At 74.7% G+C, this 17,243-nt stretch carries 11 protein-coding genes; 7 read left to right on the top strand and 4 right to left on the bottom strand.

Annotated elements, in window-relative coordinates:
* Positions 1-22: 22 nt before the first annotated feature.
* Together ACZ4Z1_RS00990 and ACZ4Z1_RS00985 are read right to left on the bottom strand one after the other, a co-directional pair.
* The gene (locus tag ACZ4Z1_RS00990; protein WP_468484453.1) at positions 23-541 is read right to left on the bottom strand and encodes a DinB family protein; all 519 of its coding nucleotides are present in this window, start codon (positions 539-541) and stop codon (positions 23-25) included.
* Positions 542-613: 72 nt separating this feature from the next.
* Positions 614-4,465, bottom strand: a complete 3,852-nt coding sequence (locus tag ACZ4Z1_RS00985) for an nSTAND1 domain-containing NTPase (protein WP_468484452.1) — start codon at positions 4,463-4,465, stop codon at positions 614-616.
* 304 nt (positions 4,466-4,769) lie between these two features.
* On the opposite strand from ACZ4Z1_RS00985, the gene ACZ4Z1_RS00980 reads away from it, so the two are divergent.
* The 5 genes from ACZ4Z1_RS00980 (at position 4,770) to ACZ4Z1_RS00960 (ending at position 12,098) form a co-directional block, all read left to right on the top strand.
* Positions 4,770-6,053, top strand: a complete 1,284-nt coding sequence (locus ACZ4Z1_RS00980) for a DUF6986 family protein (protein ID WP_468484451.1) — start codon at positions 4,770-4,772, stop codon at positions 6,051-6,053.
* A gap of 399 nt (positions 6,054-6,452) precedes the next feature.
* On the top strand, positions 6,453-8,660 hold the full coding sequence (helR, locus tag ACZ4Z1_RS00975) for an RNA polymerase recycling motor ATPase HelR (RefSeq protein WP_468484450.1): 2,208 nt from the start codon (positions 6,453-6,455) through the stop codon (positions 8,658-8,660).
* Positions 8,661-8,734: 74 nt separating this feature from the next.
* Positions 8,735-9,925, top strand: coding sequence for a sensor histidine kinase (locus ACZ4Z1_RS00970; protein WP_468484449.1), 1,191 nt, complete (start codon positions 8,735-8,737; stop codon positions 9,923-9,925).
* Positions 9,918-10,583 carry a response regulator gene (locus tag ACZ4Z1_RS00965; protein WP_468484448.1) on the top strand — a complete coding sequence of 222 codons (666 nt, stop codon included), beginning with the start codon at positions 9,918-9,920 and terminating at the stop codon, positions 10,581-10,583. Before ACZ4Z1_RS00970 ends, ACZ4Z1_RS00965 begins: the two co-directional genes overlap by 8 nt.
* A 219-nt stretch (positions 10,584-10,802) precedes the next feature.
* Positions 10,803-12,098 carry a serine hydrolase domain-containing protein gene (locus ACZ4Z1_RS00960; protein WP_468484447.1) on the top strand — a complete coding sequence of 432 codons (1,296 nt, stop codon included), beginning with the start codon at positions 10,803-10,805 and terminating at the stop codon, positions 12,096-12,098.
* A gap of 50 nt (positions 12,099-12,148) precedes the next feature.
* Here the strand turns inward: ACZ4Z1_RS00960 and ACZ4Z1_RS00955 are convergent, their stop codons facing one another.
* Complete coding sequence (locus tag ACZ4Z1_RS00955; protein WP_468484446.1) at positions 12,149-12,481, bottom strand: hypothetical protein; 333 nt, start codon at positions 12,479-12,481, stop codon at positions 12,149-12,151.
* A gap of 333 nt (positions 12,482-12,814) precedes the next feature.
* On the bottom strand, positions 12,815-13,858 hold the full coding sequence (locus ACZ4Z1_RS00950) for a LacI family DNA-binding transcriptional regulator (protein ID WP_468484445.1): 1,044 nt from the start codon (positions 13,856-13,858) through the stop codon (positions 12,815-12,817).
* Positions 13,859-14,207: 349 nt separating this feature from the next.
* Here ACZ4Z1_RS00950 and ACZ4Z1_RS00945 point away from each other — a divergent pair, with 349 nt between their 5' ends.
* Positions 14,208-15,164, top strand: a complete 957-nt coding sequence (locus ACZ4Z1_RS00945; RefSeq protein ID WP_468484444.1) for an ROK family protein — start codon at positions 14,208-14,210, stop codon at positions 15,162-15,164.
* A gap of 152 nt (positions 15,165-15,316) precedes the next feature.
* Complete coding sequence (locus tag ACZ4Z1_RS00940; protein ID WP_468484443.1) at positions 15,317-17,218, top strand: serine/threonine-protein kinase; 1,902 nt, start codon at positions 15,317-15,319, stop codon at positions 17,216-17,218.
* Positions 17,219-17,243: the final 25 nt, after the last annotated feature.

Raw genomic sequence — 17,243 nt, 5'->3', positions numbered from 1 at the left:
TGCTCTCTCCCGCCCGGCCGGTCTACTCGCCCGTCTCCCCGTCGATCCGCTCGCGCAGGAGGTCCGCGTGCCCGTTGTGCCGCGCGTACTCCTCGATCATGTGCAGGTACACCCACCGGAGGCTGAGGATCCGGCCGTCCGCCATCTCGAAGGTGTCGTCCAGGCCGCGGTGCGCCACGGCCCGGTCGGCCGTCCCGAATTCGGCACGCAGCACCGCCAGCGCCTCCTCGGCCCCGGCGGGGTCGACATCTTCGAAGTCCGCGTCCGGCCGCTCCTCGGTGAAATAGAGATCCCCGATCTTCTGGCCCGCGACGCGCTGCCGGAACCACCAGCGCTCCACCTCTGTCATGTGCCGGACGAGGCCGAGCAACGTCAGGTTCGACGGCTCGGTGCTCGCCCGGACGAGCTGCTCCGGGGCGAGGCCGGCGCACTTGGCCAGCAGGGTGTCGCGGTTACGGTCCAGCAGGCCCTGCAGCAGGGCGCGTTCGTCCCCCACGTACGGCTCGGTACGGCGGTCGACTCGTGGTGCGATCCATGTCATGCGGGAGAGTGTCACCCGGCGTGATCCGGAACGCCACGGGTTAATTCCCCCGGGACTCCGAGGACGCCGCCGTCAGTGGTCGCAGAGCGGGCCGTAAGGGACATCCGGCAGCAGCTCCCGCCAGCGCGCGGGACCGGTCCTGCCGACCAGCGGGCAGATGCGCCCGGCCACCCGCCGCGCGTCCAGATCCCACAGGCGTACGGAACCGTCCGCGCCGGTGCTCGCCAGCGTCCCGCCGTCCGGCGCGTAGGCCACCGACCACACCACGTCGGTGTGCCCGGTCAGCGTGGCGGTCTGCGTACGGGCGGCCGTGTCCCAGACGCGTACGGTGCCGTCGAAGCCGACCGTGGCCAGCTGCGCCCCGCGCGGCGCGAAGGCGATGTCGCGCACCGACCCGGTGTGGCCGCGCAGCACACCGGCGGCGCGGTGCCGCCGCAGGTCCCACAGGCGCACCGTGCGGTCGTTGCCCGCAGAGGCGAGCGCGCGGCCGTCCGCGCTGAAGGCCACCGCCCACACCGCGCCCGTGTGCCCGCGCAGGACGGCGACCGGGCGGCGTGTGGCGGTGTCCCACAGCCGTACCGTACGGTCGTCGCTCGCGCTGGCCAGCAGTCGCCCGTCCGGGCTGAACGCCACGCCGTTGACGAAGTCGTCGTGCTCGGTCAGGACGGCCGAGCCGCCGCGCGCGAGGTCCCACAGCCGGACCGTGCCGTCCTCGCTCGCCCCCGCCAGCCACCGTCCGCCGGGGGCGAACGCGACCGCGAACACCGCCCCGCGCGCCCCCGTCAGCACCGCCTCGCGGGTGCCGCTCGCCGCGTCCCACAGCCGTACGGTCCCGTCGGCACCCGCGGTCGCGAACGTGCGGCCGTCCCGGCTGTAGGCCAGCCCCCGCACCGCGCCCTGATGGCCGCGCAGCGGCGGCCCGAGCTGCGTACGGGACCGGACGTCCCACCGCTGGACCGAGCCGTCGGTGCCCGCGGCGGCCAGCTGCCGCCCGCCGGGTGCGAAGGCCACGGCGGACCGGCCGGACACCGGCCGGGCGGTCAGCGCCGCGCCGGACGGGTCCCACAGGGCGAGGGTCCGGTCGAAGCTGCCGGTGGCGAGCGTGCGGCCGTCCGGGGAGAAGGCGACGGCGAGTACGTAGTCGCTGTGCCCGGTGAAGGCGGCGACGGTACGGCGGGTGGCGACCTCCCACAGGCGCGCGGAGCCGTCGCCGGAAGCGGAGGCGAGGGTGTCGCCGTCGGGGCTGAACGCCAGCGCGTTGATGTCGTCGTTGTGACCGGTGAGCCGTCCCGTGACGGTCATGTCGCGGGTGTCGTACAGCGTCACCGTGCGGTCCGTGCCGCCGACGGCCAGCGTCGCGCTGTCCGGGCTGAAGGCCACGGCCACGACCCCGCTGCCGTGCCCGGAGCGGTCGGCCAGGACGGCGGGGGAGACGGGGCGGTCGGCGTCCGGCAGGGCGCTGCCGGGCGCGGACGCGGTCAGGGAGGGCGGCAGCCGCCACACCCGGACCCGGCCGTTGCCGTCACCGCGGGCCAGCAGGCGCCCGTCCGGGCTGAACGCCACCTTGCCGCTCGCGCCGCCTCCCCGGCCGGGCAGCCGGGCCGCGAGCCGCATCCGGGGCGCCTCCCACAGGGCCACGCTGCCGCCGGGGCCGGTGGCGGCGAGGAGCTGCCCACGGTCAGCACCGGCCGGGCCCGCCCGTACGCCCGCACCGGCCGGCGCGAAGGCCACCTCCCCGCCCGGACCCGCGCCGGGCACGGTGGCGACCGGGGCCCCGCGGCCGGTGTCCCGTACCCGTACCGAGCCGTCCGAGGCGCCCGCCGCGAGCAGCCGGCCGTCCGGGCTGAAGGCCGCACCGCGGATCCGCGCCCCTGCCGCCCGGATCGCGGTGCCCAGGGGGCGGCGGGTGCGCGGGTCCCAGAGGCGGACCGTGCCGTCCGAGCCCCCGCCGGCCAGCAGCCGCCCGCCCGGGCTGAACGCGGCGGCGTTCACCGGCCCCTGGTGCCCCGCCAGGCGGCCCGCGAACGGCCGCGCCTGAGTGCTGAGCAGCGCGCTGCGGGACGCGGGGGAGGGACGCAGCCGGTACGCCTCGGCGGCGAGCAGTATGGCCGCCTCGGGCTGCCCGGCCGCCACCTGGCCCGAGCGGGCGGCCAGTTCACCGGCGTATGCGTCGAGGCGGCCGGACTCCGCCGTACGCCACTGCTGGACCGCCAGCACCCCCGCGCACACGGCGAGGACGAGCAGCACGGCCAAGAAGCCCGCGAGCCTGCGGCGGCGGCGCACCCGGCGGCGTCCGGCCCGCGCCGCGGCCGCCTCGCGCGTCAGCGACGCCCGCAGGAACTCCTCCTCCAGCGGGCTGAGCCCGGCGTCCTCCCCCTGCTGCCCGGCCCATTCACGGGCCACCGCCAGCCGCGTGCCGCGGTACAGCCCCGCGGCCTCCCGCCCCTCCCGCTTCCAGGCCCCGGCCGCCTCCGAGAGCCGCTGGTGGACGACGAGTCCCGCCCGGTCGGCCCGGATCCAGCCGCGCAGCCGCGGCCAGGCCCGCAGCAGCGCCTCGTGGGTGATCTCCACGGTGTCCGCGTCCAAGGTCAGCAGGCGGGCCCGTACGAAGACGTCGATCACGGCGGCGGTCTTCTCCGGGTCCGGCAGATGCTCCAGCAGGCGCTCGCGCGGGACGCGGCGGCGCGTCTCGCCCGCGATCTCGCCGACCTGCACCAGCCGCAGCAGCACCTGTCGCGCCGCCCGCCGCTCGGCCGGATCCAGCGTGGCGTGCACCCGCTCGGCGGTGGTGGCGACGGCGCCGTGCAGGCCGCCGGTCAGGCGGTACCCGGCGACGGTGAGGGTGCGGCCGCTGCGCTGCTGCCAGGTGGCGAGCAGGGCGTGCGCCAGGAGGGGCAGCGTCCCGCCGGCCACCGGACCGTCGTCCTCATGGATGCCCAGGTCGGACAGGAGCAGCTCTTCGAGGCCCGGTTCCAGCTCCAGCGCGGCCTCCCGCGCGGGCCGGGTGATCGCCGCCCGCACCTCCGGTACGGACATCGGCCGCAGCGCGAAGATCCCGGCGGACAGGGCGGGGGCGAGCGGGGGGTGGTCCAGGCACTGGCCGTAGAAGTCGGCGCGTACGCAGAGGACCACCGCGCACGGGGTGTCCCGGGCGGCCGCGCAGAGTGCCGCGACGAACGCCCGCCGCTCGCGGGGGTCCTCGCAGGCCGTGAAGACCTCCTCGAACTGGTCGACCACGAGGACCAGGCGCGGGCAGGGGCCGAGGGCGGCGCGGACGGCGGCGGGGCACCTTCCGGGCGCGTCGGCCAGGTCCTCGGCGGTGGCAGCGACGGCGGTCGCCGTGGCGGCCGGGTCGTGGGGCTCCGCCGGGCCGGCGGGCGCCCCCGCGGGTCCGGAGGGCGGCGTCCCGGGGCCGACGAGCGCCGTGGCCAGTTCGGTGAGCGGATGCGCGCCGGGCGTCAGGACGCGTACCGCCCAGTGCCGGGAGCCGGGCAGGGCACCGGCGCGCAGGGCGGGCAGCAGACCGGCCCGGAGCAGGGAGGACTTGCCGGCGCCGGACGGGGCCGCCACGATCAGCGGGCCCCCGGCGTCCAGGCGTTCGGCGAGGCGGCCGACGAGCGCGGCGGTGGCGCGTTCCCGGCCGAAGAACCAGGGGGCGTCGTCGGCGGTGTACGCGGCCAGTCCCGGGTACGGGCAGCGGTCGCCGGGTGTGCGGGCGGACAGCAGCCGGGTGAGCGCGCCGTCCGCGGCCAGCGCGGCGTCGCAGCGGCGGGCGACGTCCCCGGTCGGCGGCTTCTCGCCGTTCTCGATCTTGCTGAGGTAGCCCTTGCTGTAGTGCACCAGCTGCGCCAGGGTCCGCAGGGAGACCTCCCTGTCCCGGCGCAGCCGCCGCAGCGCGTCCCCGAACTCCTCCGGCATACGCATCCCCCACGCCTCGTGCGGGCGGCCGGGTCGCCCGGACCGCCCGCACCGCGCCGGTGATGCTACGCACGGACGTTCCGGTCCGGCCGGTGAAGGCGGGGGAAGCACCGAAAGGGATGAAACGGGATACGCCCCGCGCGAGCGCCCGGCGCACGCCGCGGGGAACGCTCCCCGTGGCCGCCCCGCCGTTCCCCTTCCCGGAGGGTGTTGACCTGCGAACTCGGCCCGGATAACTTCGCTGCACGGATTATTGATTCCGTAACGCGGAAGTTCTGCGGGTGGGTCCGAACAGCTGGGAGGGTGCCGGATGGGTCAGCACGAGACGGTGGCGACGAGTCTCGCGGACACCGTACGCGAGGAGATCGGAGCCGCTCTCGCGGAGGTCGACGCGGACCTCGCGCGGCGCTACCCGGGCGACCCCGGCACCCGGCAGCCGGTCCACACGGTCTACGTCCCCGGCGACGTCTTCACCGCCGGCACCGTCCGGGAATGGGGCGACGCCGCCCTCGCCGCACTCGACGAGCACGCCCCCGACGCCGAGGCGTTCGCCGGCGTCCTGGGCATCCCCGCCGGCCTCGCCGAGCCGGTCTACGAGCGGGTACGGGCCAAGCTGGAGCGCGAGCCCGTCGAGGACCTGCGCATCGACTTCGAGGACGGGTACGGCCCGCGCCCGGACGCCGAGGAGGACGCGGCCGCCGCCCGCGCCGCCGCACTCGTCGCGGCCGCCTACCGGGACGGCACCGCCGCGCCCTGCATGGGCATCCGCATGAAGTGCATGGAGGCCGCCGTCCGCGACCGCGGCATCCGCACCCTCGACATCTTCCTGACCGGCCTGATGGCGGCCGGCGGCCTCCCGGACGGCCTGGTGCTGACCCTGCCCAAGGTCACCTACCCCGAGCAGGTCACCGCGATGGTGCGGCTGCTGGAAGCGTTCGAGAAGGCCCACGGCCTGCCCGCCGGGCGGATCGGGTTCGAGATCCAGATCGAGACCACCCAGTCCGTCCTGGGCGCCGACGGCCGCGCCACCGTCGCCCGCATGATCGAGGCCGCCGGGGGCCGCGCCACCTCGCTGCACTACGGAACCTTCGACTACAGCGCCTCCTGCGGCGTCAGCGCCGCCCACCAGGCACCGGACCACCCGGTGGCCGACCACGCCAAGGCCGTGATGCAGGTCGCCGCCGCGGGCACCGGCGTCCGCCTCTCCGACGGCTCGACCAACGTCCTCCCGGTCGGCGCGACCACCCAGGTCCACGACGCCTGGCGGCTGCACCACGGCCTCGTACGCCGCTCGCTGGCCCGCGCGTACTACCAGGGCTGGGACATGCACCCGGCCCACCTGCCCACCCGGTACGCCGCCGTCTACACCTTCTACCGCGAGGGCCTGGAGCAGGCCGCGGCCCGGCTCGCCGCGTACGTCGCCAAGGCGGGCGGCGACGTGATGGACGAGCCCGCCACCGCCAAGGCCCTCAGCGGCTACCTGCTGCGCGGCCTGGACTGCGGCGCCGTCGACATCGCCGAGGTCGCCCGCCTGACCGGGCTCACCCGCGCCGACCTGGACGGCCTCTCGGGCCGCCCGGTGCCCGCCGCCTGACCGCCCCGACGCGCCTCACCAGCGGCGTACGAACACGGCGTACGCCGCGTCGGTGTCCCCGGGCACGAGATCACCGGCGTCCGAACCGAACGCCACCGCCCGGCCGTTCCCGTCGACGGACCGGGGCGGCACAGGCAAAAAAACAAAGGCAAGGAGTCACCCACTCCTTGCCACTCTCAACTTATAGCGCACAGGGGGGCTTGCGGCAAGGCCCCGGTCGTGCCGCACAATCGCTCGCCGAGGCCAGATACCTGCGGAAACAAGAGTTCGGCGAAGTACGTGCGGAGTTGTCGGCACCTGAGGTGTGCGGCGACGCCGAGTCGGCGGGGGACCCGCGCTGCGGCGCGGACGTACGTGCAGCAGAACTCGGCAGGCCCGGCCCGAGAACGGAGCTGACGCATGAACCCCCTCACCACCACCGGCGTGTTCGACCTGCCCGGCCGCCTCGCCGCCAAGGCCGACCCGGAGCTGACGGCGGCCGACGAACGGCACTTCGCGGCCATGGCGGAGAGCCTGGAACAGACGATCACCGAACTGTCCGACCGCCTCGACGCCGCACTCAAGGCACCCGGCGGGATCGGCCGGCAGGCCATGGACCGCGACGCGGAGGTCCACCGGCTGACCGGACGCCTGCGCGCCCTGCGCCGCTTCGGCCTCGACCTGTGCCTCGGCCGTATGGTCGCCGCGGACAGCACCGAGCCGGTGTACGTCGGACGGCTCGGCCTCACCGACAACGCGGGCCGCCGGCTGCTGGTCGACTGGCGTTCCCCCGCGGCCGAACCGTTCTTCGGAGCCACCCACGCCGACCCGATGGGCCTGACGAGCCGCCGCCGGTACCGCTGGACCCGCGGCCGGATCAGCGACTACTGGGACGAGGTCTTCACCGCCGACGGGCTCGAAGGGCACGCCGCGCTCGACGACCACTCCGCCTTCGTCGCCAGCCTGGGCGGCAACCGCTCGGCGCGGATGCGCGACGTGCTCGGCACCATCCAGGCCGACCAGGACGCCATCATCCGGGCGGGCTCGCGCGGCGCCCTCGTCGTCGACGGCGGCCCGGGCACGGGAAAGACCGTCGTCGCCCTGCACCGCTCCGCCTACCTCCTCTACTCCGACCCCCGCCTCGGGCACCGCCGCGGCGGTGTGCTGTTCGTCGGCCCGCACCAGCCCTACCTGTCCTACGTCGCCGACGTCCTGCCGAGCCTCGGGGAGGAAGGTGTGCAGACGTGCACGCTGCGGGACCTCGTCGCCGAGGGGGCCGCGGCGGCGGACGAGAGCGACCCGGAGGCGGCCCGTCTGAAGGCGTCCGCCGACATGGTGAAGGCCATCGAGAAGGCCGTCGGCATCTACGAGGAACCGCCCGCCAGGGGGATGACGGTCTCGACCGACTGGGGCGACGTCCGGCTGAGCGCCGACGACTGGGCCGAGGCGTTCGAGGCACCGGCCCCCGGCACTCCGCACAACGAGGCGCGCGAGCAGATCTGGGAGGAGATCGTCGCGATCCTGCTGGACAAGCTCGACGGGGACGTCCCGGCCCACGACTTCCAGCGGTCGCTGCGCCACGACGAGGAACTGGTCACCACCCTGCACCGCGCCTGGCCGCTGCTCGAAGCCGCCGACCTGGTCTCGGACCTGTGGACGGTCCCCGCCTATCTGCGGCTGTGCGCCCCCTGGCTCAGCACCGACGAAGTGCGCAGGCTCCAGCGCAAGGACGCACCCCAGGCCTGGACCGTGTCCGATCTGCCGCTCCTGGACGCGGCACGGCAGCGCCTCGGCGACCCGGAGGCGGCCCGCACCAGGCGCCGGCACGCGGCCGTACTCGCCGCCCAGCGCGAGCGCATGACACAGGTCGTCGACAACCTGATCGACGCCGCGGCCGCCTCCGGCGCCGACCTCGACGACGGCGAGGGCCTGGTGACGATGCTGCGCGGCCAGGACGCCCAGGTCAGCCTCGTCGACGAGGCCGAACTGTCCACCACGGAGCCCGACCGGCTGGCCGGCCCGTTCGCGCACATCGTCGTGGACGAGGCGCAGGAACTGACCGACGCCGAGTGGCAGATGCTGCTGCTCCGCTGCCCGTCCCGGAGCTTCACCATCGTCGGCGACCGCGCCCAGGCCCGGCACGGCTTCACCGAGTCGTGGCAGGAACGTCTCGAACGGGTCGGGCTGGCCCGGACCGACGTCGCTTCCCTCAGCATCAACTACCGCACACCGCAAGAGGTCATGGCGGCGGCAGAACCGGTCATCCGCGCTGCCCTCCCCGACGCCAACGTACCCACCTCGATCCGCAGCAGCGGGATCCCCGTCACCCACGCCCCCGCCACCGACCGCGACACGATCCTCGACGCCTGGCTCGCCGCCCATGACGACGGAATCGCCTGCGTCATCGGCGACCCGGCCTTCACGGCCACGCCCCGCGTCCGGTCGCTGACCCCGGAACTGGCGAAGGGTCTGGAATTCGACCTGGTCGTCCTCGTCGACCCGGAGAACTTCGGCGAGGGGGTCCGGGGAGCGGTGGACCGCTATGTGGCGATGTCCCGGGCGACGCGGCAGCTCGTCATTCTGAGGAGTCAGCGCCTGGTGCCGTCGGCGGTGGACGGCGACCGGTGACGGCGCGAGCCGTGAGCCGTGAGTCGTTCCAAGGAGTGACGAAGACCGACGTGCGGCCTCCTAGTGTCGGGCGCATGAGAACAATTGACGGCATGTGGCCCCGGTGGGGCGCCGATGCCGGGCTGGTCGCGCTGATCTTCCTGCCGCCGCTGCTGTCGCAGCCGTACGTGGACACGGCGGGGCCGGCGTGGTCGTCGCTCATCGGCTACGAGGCGGTGACCGTGGTCGTCCTGGTGCTGCGACGGCGGCTGCCGGCCACCGCCTTCGTGGTGGGTCTGGGCGCGCTCGTGGCGGCACTGGCTGGGAGCGCGAGCCAGGACGCCAAGCTGACCCCGCTGGTCTTCCTGCCGCTCGCGGTGCTGCTGTACAGCATGGGCAGCTTCTGCACGAGCTGGGTACGGACCGGGCTGGCGGTGCTCGGTGCCGGTGTGGTGATCGCGGCCGGCCTGTGCACGAACCGGATGACCACCGGTGCCAGTGAGTTCCGGGGCGGCCTGGACATCCTCGCCGCCCTGGCCCCGATGCCGCTGGCGTGGGTGATGGGGTTCGCCGCACGTACCCGGCGCGCGCTGCTCGCCGCGGCCGAGCAGCGGGTGGCCGACGCGGACCGCGCGCGGCGTCTGCAGGCGGCGCAGGCCGCGCAGCGGGAGCGGGCGCGGATCGCCCGCGAGATGCACGACGTGGTCGCGCACTCGCTCACCCTGCTCGTCGTGCACGCGGAAACCCTGCGCGCACGGGGCGACGAGCTGCCCGGCTGGGCCCGTACCCAGATCGACGGGCTGGCGGCGGCGGGCCGGCAGACCGGTGGTGAGCTGCGCGACCTGCTGCGGATGCTGCGCGACCCCGCGGACGCGGTGCCGCTCCGGCCGATGCCCGGGCTCGGGGAGCTGGAGGCGTTGCTGGACAGCCACCGCGCCGCGGGAGGACCGGTGGAGGTGCGCCTGGGGACGGAGCTGGAGTCGTTGCCGAGCCCGGTGCAGCTGGCGGGGTACCGCATCGTGCAGGAATCACTGGCCAACGCCCGCCGCCACGCGCCCGGGGCGCCGGTCCTGCTCACGGTCGACGGCACCGCCGGGCACCTGCGCTTCGAGGTGGTCAACGGCCGCGGGGCGCGGCGCGGCACCGCGGGCGCGGGGGTCGGGCTCGGCCTGGTCACCATGCGGGAAAGGGTGGACGCGCTGGGCGGCGAACTGACCGCGGGACCGACCGGCGACGGCGGATTCCGGGTCGTGGCCACGATGCCGCTGGAGACCGCCGATGTCTGAGCGGATCAGCGTCCTCGTGGTGGACGACGAGCCGGTCATCCGTGCCGGCCTGAGCGCGATCCTGGACAGTCAGGCCGATCTGACCGTGGTCGGCACCGCGGGCGACGGGGAGGAGGGCGTCGAGGCGTGCGCGCGGCTGAGGCCGCACGTACTGCTGCTGGACGTCCGTATGCCCCGGCGGGACGGGCTGTGGGCGCTGGCCGAGTTGGGGCGCAGGCAGCTGCTCGGGCCGGGGCGGAGTCAGGTGCTGATGCTGACGACGTTCGACCTGGACGAGTACGTCGACGAGGCGCTGGCCGCCGGGGCGGCCGGTTTCCTGCTGAAGAACAGCTCGTACGAGGAGCTGACCGGTGCGGTACGGGCGGCCGCGGCCGGGCACAGCGCGCTGAGCCCGGCGGTGACCCGGCGGATCATCGAGGGGCACCTGAGCACCCGGCGGCGGCCGGACGGCCATGAGCTGGCCCGGCTGCGCGACCTCACCGAACGGGAACACGACGTCCTGCGGCTGGTCGGCGACGGGCTGAGCAACGCCGAGATAGCGGACCGGCTCGTGGTGAGCCTGCACACGGTGAAGACGCACGTCAGCCGCATGCTGGCGAAGACCGGCTGCCAGAGCCGGGCGCAGGCGGCGGTACTGGCCAGGAACACGCTGGCCTGACCGCCCGCTGCGGACGGGCGCCGGGCCGCCGGGCGACCGTCCATGTCACTCCTCCGAGTGACCCGGGGCCTGCGCGAGGCCCGCCGACGAGCGATGTGCCGGATGGCTGCCCCTGGCTGAATGGTTGCTGTGCGGCGGGCCCGCCGGGCAGCCCCGTACGGGGAGAGCCCCGGGCCGTCGACGCACGGAGCCACCTGTCATGCGCCGAAGGGAACCGTCATGCCCGCACTCACATCATCGCGTCACCGGATCCTGCGAGGGGCGCTGGCGGTGGCCCTGGTGACCGGTATGAGCGGAGCGCTCTCGGCCTGCTCGGAAACAGACCCGGACCCGGGCGCGGTGCAGGCGTCGGCCGAGCGGGAGGCGGCGGGCGCGCCGGCCGGCGAGCGGCTGGCCGGCCTCGCGCAGAAGGCGGCGGACGAGGGGTCCGCGGGGGTGATCGTGCGAGTGGACCGCGGCAGGGGAACACCCCTGGAAATCGCGCGCCAGGCCGCCTGGACGAAAACCGACCACCGTATCGCCGCCGACGACCAGTTCAGGGTCGGCTCCAACACCAAGACGGTCACCGCCACCCTCGTCCTGCACCTGGTCGCCGCGGGCAAGGTCGGTCTGGACGACCCGGTGGAGAAGTGGCTGCCCGGGGTCGTGAAGGGCGGTCAGGACATCACCGTACGGATGCTGCTCAACCACACGAGCGGCCTGGGCGACTTCCTGCTGACACCGAAGTTCCTGCCCTCCCTGACCGGCCAGGAGCACCGCGCCTGGCGGGCGCGGGACCTTCTCGCCATCACGCCCCGGCAGGACCCTGCGATCGCACCGGGCACGAAGTACTCCTACAGCAACGCCAATTACGCGGCCCTCGGACTCCTTCTCGAAAAGGCCACCGGGAAGAGCCTCGCCGAACTGATCGAGCAGAAGATCACCAAGCCCCTGGGCATGAAGGACTCCTTCCTGGCCACGAACTCCGGATGGAGCGCCGGCAAACAGCACGTGACCGGCTACGAACCGGACGCCGAGCGCCTCAAGAGCATCCTCGCCCCGACCGTGGACCTGCCCGAAGGCGTCGGATTCGCCGGCCCCGAACGCCCCGAGAAAAACGTCGACACCACCGAAATCGACCCGAGCTGGTCCGGGGCGGCAGGCGGCATGGTCTCCACCGCACAGGACTGGCAGCGCTTCCTGACCGCGCTCGTCTCCGGCAAGCTGCTGCCCAAGGCCCAGATGGAACAGATGCGCACCACCGTTCCCGCCCCCGAGGAAGGCGGCGGTTACGGACTCGGCCTGATGAAGGTGAACACCCCCTGCGGCACCGTCTGGGGCCACACCGGCGGCCTGCCCGGATACTCCAGCGAAATCTACACCGACGCGAGCGGCCACCGGAGCGTCGCGGTCCTGACGAGCACGAACTTCGGCATCAAGGAAAAGGCGGCCGCGTCCGCGAACGAAATCCTCGTCGACGAGGCGGCCTGCACCATGCTGGGCACGACGCGGCCCGCCGCGAGTCCGGCCGGGTGAGAGACATCGCCACGAGGCCCGTGCACCTCCCGGAGTCGGGGCAGCAGCCGTCATCTGCCGCCATCGCCGGCCACCACGAGCAGGGCGCTCTCGACGGCATTGCGGAGGTGGGACCGCGCGTCGCCTCTGTCGGCCTTTTCGAGTAGCACCGTGAGGAATGCGGAATCCGGATAACCGTCCACCTCGGCATCCTTTGTCGCGCACGCCTGCGACCAGATGGCGATCGCCATCTCGTTGCAGGCTCGGGCCCGCTGAGTTCCATGAGCGGCGTCTTCGGTGAAGGCTTCACGCGTGAAGATCCCCAGGCGGTGCCCCAGGGCAAGCAGGAAAGTCTCCCTGGAGTCCGAGTTCAGGGTCTCCAGGATTCGGTCTCGGATGTTCATTGCTCTGTTCCCCATTCTTGGTGTGCCGGGAGTTCGGCGGCCGCGCCTGAGGGACGCGGGCCCGGCGCATCGCGGATGCCTCACGCCTACCGGACGTTTACGCACAGCGGCTGATTGCCCCCGCCCCCAAGTGCGCTTGTAGGCGCGTACCCCGCACGGGCGGGGTTGAGGGCGTCGTGGCGGCTTGTGTGGCGGGGGCTGTTGCCGGGGGAGGTGGATCGGGGCGGATGAGGTGACGCGTCCACGGTCGCGCGGATACCGGGTGCCGGGGGCACCAACGGTACGTATGACGTGGTCGTGCGCCGGGTCGGGGACGAAGCGCCGTAGCGATGTTCAGGCGCCCGCCGGGGGCGGGAGTTCGCCTGAGCCGCGGGGGATGAGGCGGGTGGGGATCTCCTGGCGCTGCGGGGGGACGTCGGCGCCTTCGAGGCGGCGGAAGAGCATCGTGGCGGCGGTACGGCCGAGGCGCGCGGCGTCCTGCGCCACGACCGTGATCGCGGGGGAGACCAGGTCGGCCAGCTCGAAGTCGTCGAAGCCCACCAGGGCGACCGGGCGCGGGCGTTTGGCGAGCACCCGTACCGCCGTGACCGTGACCCGGTTGTTGCCCGCGAACAGCGCGGTGACCGGGCGCGGCCCGTCCAGCATGGCGGTGGCCGCGAACCGTACCCGGTCGGGCGCGGTCGACCCGAGCGAGACCCACGCCTCGTCGACGTCCAGCCCGGCCTCCGCCATCGCCGCGCGGTAGCCGCGCAGCCGCTCCCCGGCGGTGTGGATGCGCGGCTGGTCGCCGATGAAGCCGATCCGGCGGTGGCCGTGCGCGATCAGGTGCGCCACCGCGTCGCGGGCGCCGCCGAAGCTGTCGGAGAGCACGGTGTCCGCCTCGATCCGGCCCGCCGGGCGGTCGACGAAGACGGTGGCCACGCCCGCCGCGATCTCCGGCTCCAGGTAGCGGTGGTCGTCGGCGGCCGGAATGATCACCAGGCCGTCCACCCGGCGCGCGCACAGCGCGAGCACCAGCTCCTGCTCGCGCGCCGGGTCCTCGGCGCTGGACCCGTTGATCAGCAGCGCGCCGTGGTCGCGGGCGACCTCCTCGACGGCGCGGCTGAGCGGCCCGTAGAACGGGTCGGCGAGGTCCTCCAGGACCAGGCCGATGCTGGCGGTGCGGCCCTTGCGCAGGATGCGGGCGGAGTCGTTGCGGCGGAAGCCGAGGGCGGTGATGGCGTCCTGGACGCGGCGTTCGGTCTCGGGGGTGACGCCGGGTTCGCCGTTGACCACCCGGGAGACCGTCTTCAGGCCGACGCCGGCCCGGGCCGCGACGTCCTTCATCGTGGGCCGGCTGCCGTAGCGGCGGGAGGTGCCCCGGGCGGTGTCGGTCACGGTGCGCGGTCCTGATTCTGTCGGCGGCGGTGGGGCGCCGGCGGCGGACGCGGCGGCCGGGCGGCCTGGTGGGGCCGCGGCTCCGCTGCTCGCTCCGGCTGTTGCTGGAGAGACGGACGGGATGGGTGTGGCGGTTCCCCCTCCGGTACGCCGATGATGGCTGTGGCGGTGTCCGGGTGGTCGGTGTGTGTGGCCGGCCGGGCGGGACCGTCCGGCGGTACCGCGCGACGGCGCACGGTACGGCGTCGAGCATAACCTCTGGACAACGTTGTCAATTAGCACGAGACTGGCGTTCCCGTGCCGGGCCCACGCACCCCGGCCCAGGCGCCCACCAGGAGATTCGACACCGATGCAGACGGACCTGAGCGCAGCGCTGGACATCGGCGGCACCAAGATCGCCGGCGCGCTGGTGGACGAGCACGGCAGGCTGCTCGCCCGCACCACCCGGCCCACGCCCGCCGATCGGGACGGCGCCACCGTGCTGCGCGCGCTGGCCGAGGTGGTAGGCGAGCTGACCGCGCGCCCCGAGTGGGCCAGGGTGGCCGCCGTCGGCATCGGCAGCGCGGGCCCGGTGGACGCCCGGCGCGGCACGGTCAGCCCGGTCAACATCCCCGGCTGGCGGGACTTCCCGGTCGTCGCCGAGGTGCGGGACCTCGTCGGCGCGCTGCCTGTCGTCCTGGTGGGCGACGGCGTGGCGATGACCGCCGCCGAACACTGGCAGGGCGCCGCCCGCGGCTACGCGAACGCCCTGTGCATGGTGGTCTCCACCGGCGTCGGCGGTGGCCTGGTTCTGGGCGGCCAGTTGCACCCCGGCCCCACCGGAAACGCCGGCCACATCGGCCACATCAGCGTCGACCTCGACGGCGACCCCTGCCCGTGCGGCGCCCGCGGCTGCGTCGAACGCATCGCCAGCGGTCCCAACATCGCCCGCCGCGCGCTGGAGAACGGCTGGCGCCCGGGCCCCGACGGCGACACCAGCGCCGCCGCCGTGGCCGCCGCGGCCCGCGCGGGCGACCCGGCGGCCCGTCACTCCTTCGAGCGGGCCGCCCAGGCCCTGGCCGCCGGTATCGCGGCCACCGCGGCACTGGTCGAGATCGAGATCGTGGTCATCGGCGGCGGTGTGGCGGGCGCCGGCGACCTCCTCTTCGTCCCCCTGCGCCGCGCCCTGCGCGACTACGCCACGCTCTCCTTCGTCCGCGACATCACGGTCGTACCGGCTCAGACGGGTACGGATGCCGGCGTGGTGGGCGCCGCGGCCGCCGCCGCACAACAGTCCCGTCTCGATGCCTTCGCCCCGACTGTCTGAAGAGGCCTACGGAGCCCCATGGGCCTCTAGGCTGGTGCCGACCATGGCAGGGGACGAGTGGGACGAACGGGGCGAGTGGCGTGAATGGCGTGAACGGGCCGGGGGACGAGGGCGGCGGCGGGGCTCGTGAAGGGGGCGGAACTGCCGGAGAGTTGACCGGGCGGCTGCTCGGTGGGCGGTACCGGGTCACCGGACAGATCGGGCGCGGCGGCATGGGTGTCGTCTGCCGGGCGGTGGACGAGGTGCTGGGCCGGGAAGTCGCCGTGAAGGTGCTGCGCGCCTACACCGACGCGTCCGCGCCGGAGCTGGCCGACCTGCGGACCCGGATGCAGCGCGAGGCACGGGCCGCGGCCCGCGTCCGGCACTCCGGCGTGGTCACCGTGCACGACGTGATCGACGAGGACGGGCGCCCGGTCATCGTCATGGAACTGGTCGACGGCCCGTCCCTGGACGACGCGCTCGACCGGGGCGGTGCTCTGGACCCGCGGGAGATCGCCGCCATCGGAGCCAAGGTGATGGACGCGCTGGACGCCGCCCACCAGGTCGGCGTGCTGCACCGGGACGTCAAGCCCGGCAACGTCCTGCTGGAGCGCTGGGAGCAGCGTACGGGCCGTCCGGACGCCGGGGTCGGCCGCGTGGTCCTCACCGACTTCGGCATCGCCAGCATCGAGGCGCCCGACGACGGGGCGACCACTCACCTCACCCGCAGCGGCGAACTCGTCGGCTCGCTCGACTACCTGCCGCCCGAGCGCGCCCAGGGGCAGCCGCCGTCGCCCGCCTCGGACATCTGGTCGCTGGGCATGACGCTGTACGCGGCCGTGGAGGGCAGCGGCGCGCCGTTCCGCCGTACGTCGGTCTGGTCGACCCTGACGGCGATCGTCTCCGAACCGCTGCCCGAACCGCGCCGGGCCGGACCGCTGACGCCCGTGCTGCACGCGCTGATGGCCAAGGACCCGGCCGCCCGGCCGAGCGCGGCCGAGGCACGGGCACTGCTGACGGCGGTGGCCGAGGGGCGCGACACGATGCGGCTGGCTGCGGGTGCGGGTGCGGAGCCGAGTGCGGGCCGGAGTCCGGGTACGCCGCGGACGCCGACCGCGCCGGACGTCTGGGCGTCGGCGCCACCTGCGCCATCCTCGCCGTCCGCGCCCACGGGGGCCGGGCCGGTCGGAGGCCAGGCACCTACCGGCCCGGTCAGCGGTCAGAGCCCCACCGGTCCGGTCTCCGCAGGACAGTTCTCCGCAGGACACCTCGGCGCCGGACACCCCGGCAGCCAGGAAACCAGCACCGTCGCCGCCACGGGCGCCGCCCCGTCCCCGGCGCAGCGCGGCCGCCGTACCGCGGTGTTCGCCGCCGCCGCGGTGGCTGCCGTCCTGGTGGCGGGCGGTGGAGTGACGTACGGGCTGATGGCCCGGGACTCCGGCGGTACGGTCGCGGAGCGGCGGCCTGCCGCGCCCTCGGAGGAACAGGCCGCCCGGACGGGCACGTCGGGCACACCGAAGGCGTCCGGGGACGCCGAGCCGGGCGGCGAGGCGAGCGGGAAGGGCGCGGGGGAGCGGAGCGCGGCGCCCGTCACTCCGGGCGAGCCGTCGAAGGGCGCCGCGTCCGGAAAGCCCGAGCCCGGTGGCGGCGGCGACCCCGGCAAGGGCGGCGACGGGGGCGCGGCGACCGGCGGTACGGGCGGCGGGGGCGACGGCGGGCACGGCGGGTCCGCGTCCGGCGGCGGGTCCTCCGCCTCGGGCGGCGGCGGTGCCACCGGCGGCGCCCCGGAGCCCAGTTCGTGCGCGCCGATCGGCGGCGGCAAGGTCAACTGCCAGGTGTGGCGCTCCGCCGCCTCGTACACCGGCTCCTTCCAGCACGTCGGCACGCTGAACGCGGGCACCAACTACTTCTACTGCCAGGCGAATCTGGGCCGCCGGGAGACGTACGGCAGGTGGACCAACACCTGGTGGGCGAAGACGGACGACGACAGCGGCAACAGCGGCGTGTACGTCAGCGCCGTCTACCTCAAGGGCGGCCGGAACGACGCGCCGGTCCCCGGCCTGCCGACCTGCTGACCAGGGCCGGGCCCGCCGCTCCGCC

The organism is Streptomyces sp. NPDC030165, from assembly GCF_055573595.1.
The sequence above is the reverse complement of the archived record's forward strand: the minus strand, read 5'-3'. Positions and strand labels throughout refer to the sequence as shown.

Coding starts and splice junctions, on each gene's coding strand:
- ACZ4Z1_RS00990 (WP_468484453.1), bottom strand. CDS start 541: ATGACATGGATCGCACCACGAGTCGACCGCCGTACCGAGCCGTACGTG.
- ACZ4Z1_RS00985 (WP_468484452.1), bottom strand. CDS start 4,465: ATGCGTATGCCGGAGGAGTTCGGGGACGCGCTGCGGCGGCTGCGCCGG.
- ACZ4Z1_RS00980 (WP_468484451.1), top strand. CDS start 4,770: ATGGGTCAGCACGAGACGGTGGCGACGAGTCTCGCGGACACCGTACGC.
- helR (WP_468484450.1), top strand. CDS start 6,453: ATGAACCCCCTCACCACCACCGGCGTGTTCGACCTGCCCGGCCGCCTC.
- ACZ4Z1_RS00970 (WP_468484449.1), top strand. CDS start 8,735: ATGAGAACAATTGACGGCATGTGGCCCCGGTGGGGCGCCGATGCCGGG.
- ACZ4Z1_RS00965 (WP_468484448.1), top strand. CDS start 9,918: ATGTCTGAGCGGATCAGCGTCCTCGTGGTGGACGACGAGCCGGTCATC.
- ACZ4Z1_RS00960 (WP_468484447.1), top strand. CDS start 10,803: ATGCCCGCACTCACATCATCGCGTCACCGGATCCTGCGAGGGGCGCTG.
- ACZ4Z1_RS00955 (WP_468484446.1), bottom strand. CDS start 12,481: ATGAACATCCGAGACCGAATCCTGGAGACCCTGAACTCGGACTCCAGG.
- ACZ4Z1_RS00945 (WP_468484444.1), top strand. CDS start 14,208: ATGCAGACGGACCTGAGCGCAGCGCTGGACATCGGCGGCACCAAGATC.